Raw genomic sequence first — 9760 nt, 5'->3', positions numbered from 1 at the left:
GGGGGCGCGGCCCTCCTAAACCCCCCCCCCCTCGCCGGCGCGCTCGCGCGCGTCCTGCCCCCCCGCCCCACCCCGCCCCCGCCGCGCGGCGGGGGGGGGGGGGGGGGCCCCCCCCCCCCCCACCCCCTCGCGTCGGCCGGCCCCGGGACCCTGACCCCGCGGGCCGGCCGTCCGGCGTCCCGGGCCGGACCCGGGCGGGGCACGGGGCCCGCCCGCCGCCGGTCCCGGGACGCCTCACCCCCGTCCCCTGGGGGCCCGTCCCCGCACCGCCGGGGACCGCGCCATGTCCGGGGCCTCGTCCCCCGACCCCGCACCGCCCGTCCCCGCACCGCCCGGGACCGCGCCACGCCCGGGACCTCGTCCCCGTCCCCTGGGGCCCGACCCCGCCCCCGCCCCCTCCCGCCTCACGCCCCCGAGGCCGCGGCCGCCTCGCGGACCTCCCCCGGTGCGCCGGCCGCCGTCCTCTGCCCGCGCGCCGCCCCCACCTGCCGCCCCGCGGCGCCCCGCAGCTCCGCCGGCAGCTCCTCGGACGGTTCGCCCAGGGCCGCCAGTGCCTCGCGCGCCTTCGGGGCGTGGAGCGGGGAGAAGGACGGGTGGATCCGCAGGGCCTCCTCCAGGTGCCGGCGCGCCGGTCCGTCAAGGTCCAGGGCCCGTTCGATCTCGCCCCGGTGGTACGAGAACAAGGCGCTGCGCAGGCCCTCGTCCGTCGCCCGCTTCGCGAACTCCAGGGCTTCCTCCGGCTCGCCCGAGCGGTACAGCGCCCAGCCCAGCGCGTCCGCCACCTGGACCGATCGGTGCCCTCGCGCCCACTCCGCGCGCAGCCGCGTCACCGCCGCCGCCGGATCGCCGTGGTCCGCCTCCAGCAGCCCGAGCACCGCCTCCGCCCGCACCCAGCGGCCCGTCCGCAGCCGCTCGAACCGCGCCCGCGCCTTCGTCCCCCGGCCCAGCGACTCGTCCAGCTCGCCCGCCTCCAGGAGGTACTCCGGCAGCGGCAGCCGGGCCAGCGCCGCCTCCCAGGCGGCCCCCGCCTCCTCCGAACGGCCGAGCGCCGCGAGCGACCGCGCCCGGCCCGCGAGGGACGGCCCGTGGTCCCGTACGAGCCGCAGCGCCGCCCCGTACTGCTCCAGGGCCTCCGCCGCCTCACCCCGCTCCCACGCCAGGTCCCCGACCCGGGACAGGGCCGCCGCCTTCTCCGCCGCCGAACCGGCGAGCGCCACCGCGTCCAGCGCCGCCGCGCCCGCGTCCTCACGCCAGCCCCGGTCGCGGTACACCTGCGCCGCCCGGGCCCGCACCGCGGCGCCCGTGTGCAGCTTCTCGTAGTCCTCCAGCGCCTTGCGGGCCGCCGCGTAGTCGCCGAGACCGCCGTAGGCCTCGATGAGCACCGGATGGACCGTCCACCGCTTGGGCTCCGCCTTCCGTACGCGCTCGCCCCACTCCTTCGCGGCCCGCCAGTCGCCCAGTGCCGCCGCGAGGACGCCGAGGCCCAGCTGCGCGTCCAGGTTGCCCCGGGCCGCCGGCCGTTCCTCCAGGGAGCGCCGCAGTGCCCGCTCGGCCCGGGGGAAGTCCCGTACGTCGGCCTGACGCGTGCCCCGTTCGGCGTACGCGGTCCCGAGCACCGCCCAGGACACGGCGTCCTCGGGGTGGGCGCGCAGCCACTTCTCGCGGTCGCCGATCAGCGCCGCCAGGTCGGGCAGGGCGGCCTGCGTCCCGGCGTGCGCGGCGATCGCCGCCCGCTCGGCGGGTCCGGGCGGGCGCGGCGGGGCCTCGTGACCCGGGTCGGGGAGATAGAGCAGCGCCGTCGCCGCGAGCACCGCGCCCACCCCGGCGAGCAGGACCGACCGCGCCACGTTCTCGCTTTTCATGGCGTCACTCTGCGCCCGCGGGACCCGGTACGAAGAGGAGACGAAGCGCCCGCCCCGGCGGGTTCACACCGATGGCCCCGAGTGCCACGCTGGACCCATGGACGATCTTCAGCAGCGGGATCTTCACGAGCGGGACCGGGCCGGCCGGCAGGGGAGTGGCCGGGACCGTGAACCCGGGGCGGCGCCGGACCCCGGGGCCCTGGCCGAGCTCCACGAGCGCCTGCGCGCCGGGCTGCCCGACGGGGCCGTGCTCACCGACCCGGACGTCACCGCCTCCTACGCCCACGACATGGCGAGCTTCTGCACGGCAGGCACCCCCGCGGCCGTCGTGCTCCCGCGCACCGTCGAACAGGTCCAGCACGTCATGCGGACCGCCACCGCGCTCCGCGTCCCGGTCGTGCCCCAGGGCGCCCGCACCGGACTCTCCGGGGGCGCCAACGCCTCCGAGGGCTGCGTCGTGCTCTCCCTCGTCAAGATGGACCGCATCCTCGAGATCGACCCGGTCGACCGCATCGCCGTCGTCGAACCGGGCGTCGTCAACGCGGTCCTGTCACGGGCCGTCGCCGAACACGGCCTGTACTACCCGCCCGATCCGTCCAGTTGGGAGACCTGCACCATCGGCGGGAACATCGGCACCGCCTCCGGTGGCCTGTGCTGCGTCAAGTACGGCGTGACGGCCGAGTACGTGCTCGGTCTCGACGTGGTGCTCGCCGACGGCCGGCTGCTGCGGACCGGGCGCCGCACCGCCAAGGGTGTCGCCGGATATGACCTCACCCGGCTGTTCGTCGGGTCGGAGGGCAGCCTCGGCATCGTCGTGGGGGCGGTGCTCGCGCTGAAGCCGCGGCCACCGGTGCAGCTGGCCCTGGCCGCCGAGTTCCCTTCCACGGCCGCCGCCTGCGAGGCCGTCTGCGCGATCATGGCGGCCGGGCACACCCCTTCGCTGCTGGAGCTGATGGACCGTACCACCGTGCGGGCGGTCAACCGGCTGGCCCACATGGGGCTGCCCGACACGACCGAGGCGCTGCTGCTGTGCGCCTTCGACACCGCCGACCCGGTCGCCGACCTGGCCGCCGTCGGGGAGCTGTGCACCGCGGCGGGCGCCACGGAGGTCGTCCCGGCCGCCGACCCGGCCGAGTCCGAACTCCTCCTCCAGGCACGCCGCCTCGCCCTCACCGCCCTGGAGACGATCCGGCCCGCCACGATGATCGACGACGTCTGCGTGCCCCGGACCAAGCTGGCCGCCATGCTCGACGGCACGGCGGCCATCGCGGAGAAGTACCGGCTGACCGTCGGCGTCTGCGCGCACGCCGGGGACGGCAACACCCACCCCGTCGTCTGCTTCGACCCCGCGGACGAGGACGAGTCGCGGCGGGCACGGGAGTCGTTCGACGAGATCATGGGCCTCGGCCTCTCCCTCGGCGGCACGATCACCGGGGAGCACGGCGTGGGCGTGCTCAAGAAGGAATGGCTCGCCCGGGAGCTCGGCCCGGTCGGCGTGGAGCTCCAGCGCGGGATCAAACGCACCTTCGACCCGCTCGGTCTGCTCAACCCCGGCAAGCTGTTCTGACCCTTCGCCCGGAGGTACGGACCCGGGCCGGGGCACGGACCCGACAGGAGGTACGGAGCCCGGCGGCGGTACGAGGGTGAGCCGGCGGCCCCGGCTCACAGCTCACCGTCCTGGGACTCGTCCGAGGGCCACGGGTCGCGCAGCCACAGGTCGTCGGTGGTCACGGAGGCCGTCAGGAGTTCGGCGAGCCCTTCGTCGATGCCGAGGCGCTCGGACTCCGTGCCCGGCGGCACGGCCCGCAGGGTCCGTTCCAGCCAGGCGGAGATCTGCGCGGACGGCGCTTCGAGCAGCGCGTCTCCGTCGGGGGAGGAGAGCGCCATCAGGACGACGCCCCGGCCCTCCACCTTGGTCGGCCAGATCCGGACGTCCCCGTGGCCGCAGGCCCGGAAGACCCCCTCCACGAGCAGTTCGCGGGCGAAGGTCCAGTTGACCGGGTGCGCGGAGCCGATGTGGAAGGTGACGTGGACGGCGTACGGGTCGTCCGTGCGGTAGGCGAGCAGTGCGGGGACCGGGACGGAACGCTCGGGGGAGAGCACCAGCCTCAGTTCCAGCTCGCGCTCGACGGTGGTGTTGTCGGTGTTCTGCACGGTCGTACGTCCTCTCGTGGGCGGGCCCCGGTCGGGCCTTCACCAGGAGAGAGCGAGGCGGACGCGGTTCATTACGCGACTTCGGGAAAGTTTTTTCCCGGGACTTCGGGGGAGATCCGCCGGGGCAGTTCATGCGACGGCCCGAACATCACTTTGAGTGATCGATTCCGGGATGTGTCGCTCGAAGGCGGGCTTTCTCGCGGGCTCTTCGTTCCCTCGGGGACGTTCTTCGTTACTGTCCTCCCTGGGGCGCGGCACGCCGGGCGCGAGGCCGTGCGGATCAAAGGCGTTGTGACTGAACGGAGTCGGGGCAGTGGCTACTCCTCCTGGAGGCGGCGAAGAGGTACCGCAGGCGGGGTACTACCCGGACCCGTCCATTCCCGGATACATCCGGTACTGGAACGGGGGTGCCTGGGTGCCCGGTACGAGCCGGCCCGCGCCCAAGGAGGGCGAGGCCCCGCCGACCCCGCCCGCCGCCGCGCGGCCCGCGGGCCCGGTGCTGGCCTCCAGCCCGGCCCCGGCCCCCGCCTCCCCGGCCGCCGCCTCCCCGGCCGCCGCGCAGGCCGCGGACCGGGTCGCCGTGGCCTCCCCGGCGCCCGTCGCCGGCCCCGCCCCTGCCGCTCCCTCCTCCCCGGGCCCGGTGCCGGCCTCCGCCGCCGTTCCGGCCGTGGAGGAGACGGGCCCCGTCTTCCTCGACGAGGAACCGGCCGCGCAGGAGCCCGCCTCGGCCTGGCAGGCGGACACCTCACGACAGGCCGGCTTCGGCGGCGAGCGCGACCGGAAGGTCTCCTGGGGGGCGCCCCACGAGACGGCCGAGGAGCCCCCGGCGCAGCTGCGGACCGCGCCGGTCGTGCCCGATCCGCGCACGCCGGCCGACTGGCCCGTGGCGGGCGGCAGCGCACCGGCCGAGCCCCGGGAGGCCGTCTCCGCCCCGGCGTCGCCGGCGGACCCCCGGGCCGACGCGGGAGCCGCCCGCCTCGGCGGCATGCCGGTCACCCCGGTGCCGACCCCCGCGTCCGCCGCCGAGGCACCCGCCCCCGTACCGGCTCCGGCCCCCGCACCCGCCCCCGTACCGGCTCCCACCCCGGCCTGGACCCCGCAGCCGCAGCCGTCCCCGCAGCCCCAGGCGCCCGCCCAGCCCCGGCAGCCCCACCCGCAGGCCGCCGCGCAGCCCCCGGCCCCCGCCCCCGCGCAGCCCCAGGCCCACCCCCAGCCGCAGGAACCGGTCGTGCCCTGGAAGCCGCCGGTCGAGGACCCGTTCCTCCAGGCGGCCCGGGAGCAGGCCTCCGCCCGGCCCGCAGGGCTCGGCCGGCGGCTGCTGGCCCGGCTGGTCGACACCCTGGTCCTGGGCGCCCTGATCGGCGGGGCCTCCTACCCCTTCGTGACGGCCGCCCTGGAACACATCGACGCCAAGATCGAGGCGGCGAAGCAGTCCGGCGTCACCGTCCAGGTGTGGCTGGTGGACTCGACGACCTCGGTGCAGTTCGGCATCGCGCTCGCCGCGTTCTTCGTCCTCGGTCTGCTCTACGAGGCGCTGCCGACCGCCAAGTGGGGCCGCACGCTCGGCAAGAAGCTGTGCGGGATCCACGTACGGGACATCGAGGCGCACGAGCCGCCGACCTTCGGCAAGGCCCTGCGGCGCTGGCTCCTCTACACCGTGCTCGGCGTGCTGGCCGTCGGTGTGCTCAACGTGCTGTGGTGCCTCTTCGACCGCCCCTGGCGCCAGTGCTGGCACGACAAGGCGGCCGGCACCTTCGTCGCCCGCTGACGCCGGCACGCCCGCGCGGACCGGTGACCCGTCCCCCGACCGGGCGGTGATTTCTTGCGGGGCCCTCCGCCCCGGGATGCACTGCCCCCATGAGCACCGACCAGCCGCCGCCCGGCCCGCCGCCCGACGAGGACCCGTTCCGCAAGAGGCCCGGGGAGCCCGCACCGCCCCCCGGCGGACAGCCGCCGCCCGGGGGTGGGTCCCCCGGGGGGCCGCCGCCCGGCTCGCCGTACGACTCCCCGCCGGGAAGCCCCTACGGCTCCCCGTACGGCGGCGACGTGCCGCCGCCCCCGCCCCCGTACGGCGGTTACGGCGGCGGGTACGGCGGGACCGACCCGCTCGCCGGGATGCCGCCGCTGGCGGACCCCGGCCGGCGCATCCTGGCACGGCTCATCGACTGGCTGATCATCGCCGTCCCGCTCGCGATCATCGGCATCCCGTTCGACGTCTACGACCGGTCGACGGTCAACGGCGACGACTTCGGTGACACGGTCACCACCTTCAACGGCGGGAGCCAGTGGGTCTTCCAGCTCCTCACGATCGTCGCCTACGTCGCGTACGACACCGTCATGACGGCCAGGAACGGCCGGACGGTCGGCAAGAAGCTGATGGGCCTGCGGGTCGCGATGCTCAACGACGGCTCCACCCCGCCGATGAGCCAGTCCCTGCTGCGGGCCGTCGTGCTGTGGCTGCCCGCGCTGATCTGCTGCGCCTGCCTGTGGCCGCTGCTCCTGCTCATCCTGATCCTGGTCGACAAGCCGTACAAGCAGGGTCTGCACGACAAGGCGGCGAAGACGGTCGTCGTCACCGCGCCGCGTTAGAGGCGCGGCGGGCGGACGGCCGCTCAGGAACCGGTTCGGGTCCCGGTCTCCGTCCTCGCGCGAGGAGCCGGCACCCGGACCTCCGTGCCGTCCGGCCGTCCCGCGACCGTCCCCGGGGGCGCCCCGGGAGCGGGAGCCGGCGCGGAGGCCCGTACGGCCCTGCCCCGCACGCCGGAGGACGTCACCGCGACCAGCACGCCGAGGACGAGACCCACCGCGCAGGCCGCGCCGATGCCGAGGACGGAGGTCGTGCCGGAGAGCAGCAGGAGGGTGGCGGTCACGAGGACGACGACGGCCGAACCGTGGACGAGCGGGAGCGAACGCGCGTGCGGACGCTGCATGACGGGTACCACCCCTCCGGACATCGCCCCTCCGGACATCGGGTCGACTCTACGACGCTCGATGCCCGGGGGGAACGGCGGGTAAGCGTGACCCGATCCACCCACCGGTGCACGAGGGGCGCACAGGCGCACGGCGGAACGAAACGCCAACTTTCCGGCACAGGATGTGGGTTGACTGTCCGATAATCGGAATCAAGCACCCGCATAGTGCAGTTGGTCTGTGCAAGTCAAGATCTGTCTTTTCTCGCCGCTCTCCGGTCGAATGTCGTCACTTGTGACGCGCGACCCCGCCGGACGGATACCCCACCTTCGGTCCGAGGGCGTGGGCGCCGGGGAGGACAACACCAAGTGACCAACAGACGACGGACGATCCGAGCGTCCGCAGTCGTCGTGGCCCTCGCGGCCACGGCCGCCACCGCCTCGACCTTCAGCACCGCCTGGGCGCACGACCACGGGGTCGTCACGCCGGCGGAGGTCCGCCAGGACCCGGCGCCGGGCGCCGGGATCGACAAGACGACGGTCGACCACGACCTCGAGGGCCCCTTCAGCGAGCAGCAGGCGCAGCAGCGCAAGGCCGCCCTGGAGCAGGTGCTCAAGGGAGAGGCCAAGGTCGAGCGCCGGGGCGGTTCCCAGGTGGTCAAGCTCGACGCCAAGAAGTACGTCGAGCTGGGCCGGGAGAAGACCGACAAGATCTTCACCATCCTCGTCGAGTTCGGCGACCAGGTCGACAACACGACCCTGGTCGACCGCAAGGACGACGAGACGGACGAGCTGAAGCCGAAGTTCGGCGGCACGCCCGGCCCGCTGCACAACCGGATAGCCCAGCCGGACCGTACGAAGGACAACTCGACGGCCTGGCAGGCGGACTACAACCAGAAGCACTTCCAGGACCTGTACTTCGGCTCCGGCAAGGACCCGAAGACCGGCCAGCAGAAGCACTCGCTGAAGACCTACTACGAGCGCACCTCGTCCGGCCGCTACTCGGTCGACGGCGCGGTCTCCGACTGGGTCAAGGTCCCCTACAACGAGGCCCGCTACGGCTCCAACTACTGCGGCCAGAGCAACTGCGCCAACGTGTGGGACACCGTCCGCGACGGCGTCACCGCCTGGGTCGCCGACCAGAAGGCCAAGGGCCGGACGGACGCGCAGATCAAGGCCGACATGGCCCAGTACGACCAGTGGGACCGCTACGACTTCGACGCCGACGGCAACTTCAACGAGGCCGACGGCTACATCGACCACTTCCAGATCGTCCACGCGGGCGAGGACGAGTCGGCCGGTGGCGGCGCCCAGGGCTCCGACGCGCTGTGGGCCCACCGCTGGTACGCGTACGGCACCAACGCCGGCAAGACCGGCCCGGCCCACAACAAGGCCGGCGGCACGCCGATCGGTGACACCGGCATCTGGGTCGGCGACTACACGATGCAGCCCGAGAACGGCGGCCTCGGCGTCTTCGCCCACGAGTACGGCCACGACCTCGGTCTGCCCGACCTGTACGACACCGCGGGCGGCGAGAACTCGACCGGCTACTGGTCGCTGATGTCCTCCGGCTCCTGGCTGGGCCTCGGCAAGGACTCCATCGGCGACATGCCGGGCGACATGAACGCCTGGGACAAGCTGCAGCTCGGCTGGCTCAACTACACCAAGGTGAGCGACGAGCAGCGTGCCGCGAAGTCCACCCACAAGCTGGGTGTGGCCGCGTACAACACGAAGAACCCGCAGGCGCTCCTCGTCGAGCTGCCGAAGAAGGCCGTCACCACCGACATCGTGGCCCCCGCCGAGGGCGCCTCGCAGTGGTGGAGCGACATGGGTGACGACCTCAAGAACACCCTCACCCGCTCGGTCGACCTGACCGGCAAGTCGTCCGCCTCCCTGGAACTCCAGGGCTGGTACGACATCGAGGCCGAGTACGACTACCTCTACACCGAGGTGTCGACGGACGGCGGCGCCAACTGGACCGCCGTGGACGGCACCGCCGACGGCAAGCCGCTCCCGCGCGACGCGGCCGGCTCCCCGGCGCTGACCGACGTCTCCGGCGCCCACAAGAAGCTCGTCTACGACCTGAGCGCGTACGCGGGCAAGAAGTTCGACCTCCGCTTCCGCTACCAGACGGACGGCGGCGCGGGCGGCAAGGGCTTCACCGCCGACGCCATCACGCTGACCGCCGACGGTGCCGCCGTCTTCTCGGACAACGCCGAGAACGGTGACAACGGCTGGACGCCCAAGGGCTTCTCGCGCGTGGGCAAGGGCTTCACCAAGGAGTACGAGCAGTACTACATCGCGGAGAACCGCCAGTACGTCTCGTACGACGCGACCCTGAAGGTCGGCCCGTACAACTTCGGCTTCACGGGCGACCGCGCCAGCTGGGTCGAGCACTACCCGTACCAGAACGGTCTGCTCATCTGGAAGTGGGACCTGTCCCAGAAGGACAACAACACCTCGGTCCACCCGGGCCAGGGTCTGATCCTTCCGGTGGACGCGCACCCGACCCCGCTGAAGTTCGGTGACGGCACCCTGATGCGCAACCGCGTCCAGGCGTACGACTCCACCTTCGGCACCTACCGGACCGACGCCTTCCAGCTCCACAAGGCGGACGTGCCGACCTGGATCCACTCGCAGCGGGGCAACCCGGTCTTCGACGACCGGAAGGGCACCTACTGGTTCGAGGAGACCAAGCGGGCCGGCGTCAAGGTAACTGACACCAACACCAAGATCGAGGTCGTCAAGGAGCCGAAGAACGGCCAGACGATCACGGTCCGCGTGGGCCCGTCGACCAAGTAATCGGCAAAGCCGCAGGTCATAGCGTGATCGGCC

Annotated in this window: 7 protein-coding genes; 4 read left to right on the top strand and 3 right to left on the bottom strand. The window is 73.7% G+C overall.

Features of this window, described 5'->3' with window-relative positions:
• Positions 1–404 precede the first annotated feature (404 nt).
• A complete protein-coding gene (locus tag ACFY60_RS08960; RefSeq protein WP_388609075.1) occupies positions 405–1862 on the bottom strand; it encodes a hypothetical protein in 1458 nt (485 codons plus the stop codon).
• A 199-nt stretch (positions 1863–2061) separates the two neighbouring features.
• Between ACFY60_RS08960 and ACFY60_RS08955 the strand changes: the two genes are divergently transcribed.
• Positions 2062–3429: an FAD-linked oxidase C-terminal domain-containing protein gene (locus ACFY60_RS08955; protein WP_309051844.1), complete on the top strand. Its 1368-nt coding sequence runs from the start codon at positions 2062–2064 to the stop codon at positions 3427–3429.
• Between the two features lie 95 nt (positions 3430–3524).
• Here ACFY60_RS08955 and ACFY60_RS08950 read toward each other — a convergent pair whose 3' ends face one another.
• On the bottom strand, positions 3525–4016 hold the full coding sequence (locus ACFY60_RS08950) for an SsgA family sporulation/cell division regulator (protein WP_388609073.1): 492 nt from the start codon (positions 4014–4016) through the stop codon (positions 3525–3527).
• Between the two features lie 295 nt (positions 4017–4311).
• On the opposite strand from ACFY60_RS08950, the gene ACFY60_RS08945 reads away from it, so the two are divergent.
• Positions 4312–5784, top strand: coding sequence for an RDD family protein (locus tag ACFY60_RS08945; protein ID WP_388609238.1), 1473 nt, complete (start codon positions 4312–4314; stop codon positions 5782–5784).
• 89 nt (positions 5785–5873) lie between these two features.
• A complete protein-coding gene (locus ACFY60_RS08940; RefSeq protein WP_388609071.1) occupies positions 5874–6605 on the top strand; it encodes an RDD family protein in 732 nt (243 codons plus the stop codon).
• Between the two features lie 23 nt (positions 6606–6628).
• On the opposite strand, the gene ACFY60_RS08935 is transcribed toward ACFY60_RS08940, so the two are convergent.
• Positions 6629–6946, bottom strand: a complete 318-nt coding sequence (locus ACFY60_RS08935; protein WP_388609069.1) for a hypothetical protein — start codon at positions 6944–6946, stop codon at positions 6629–6631.
• A gap of 348 nt (positions 6947–7294) precedes the next feature.
• Between ACFY60_RS08935 and ACFY60_RS08930 the strand changes: the two genes are divergently transcribed.
• Positions 7295–9727 (top strand): immune inhibitor A domain-containing protein, encoded by a 2433-nt coding sequence (locus ACFY60_RS08930; protein WP_388609067.1) that lies wholly within the window; start codon positions 7295–7297, stop codon positions 9725–9727.
• Positions 9728–9760: the final 33 nt, after the last annotated feature.

The sequence above is a fragment of the Streptomyces sp. NPDC012827 genome (assembly GCF_042900905.1).
GTDB lineage: Bacteria > Actinomycetota > Actinomycetes > Streptomycetales > Streptomycetaceae > Streptomyces > Streptomyces gulbargensis.
Note: the sequence above shows the minus strand (reverse complement) of the source record. Positions and strands in the feature narration are given on the sequence as shown.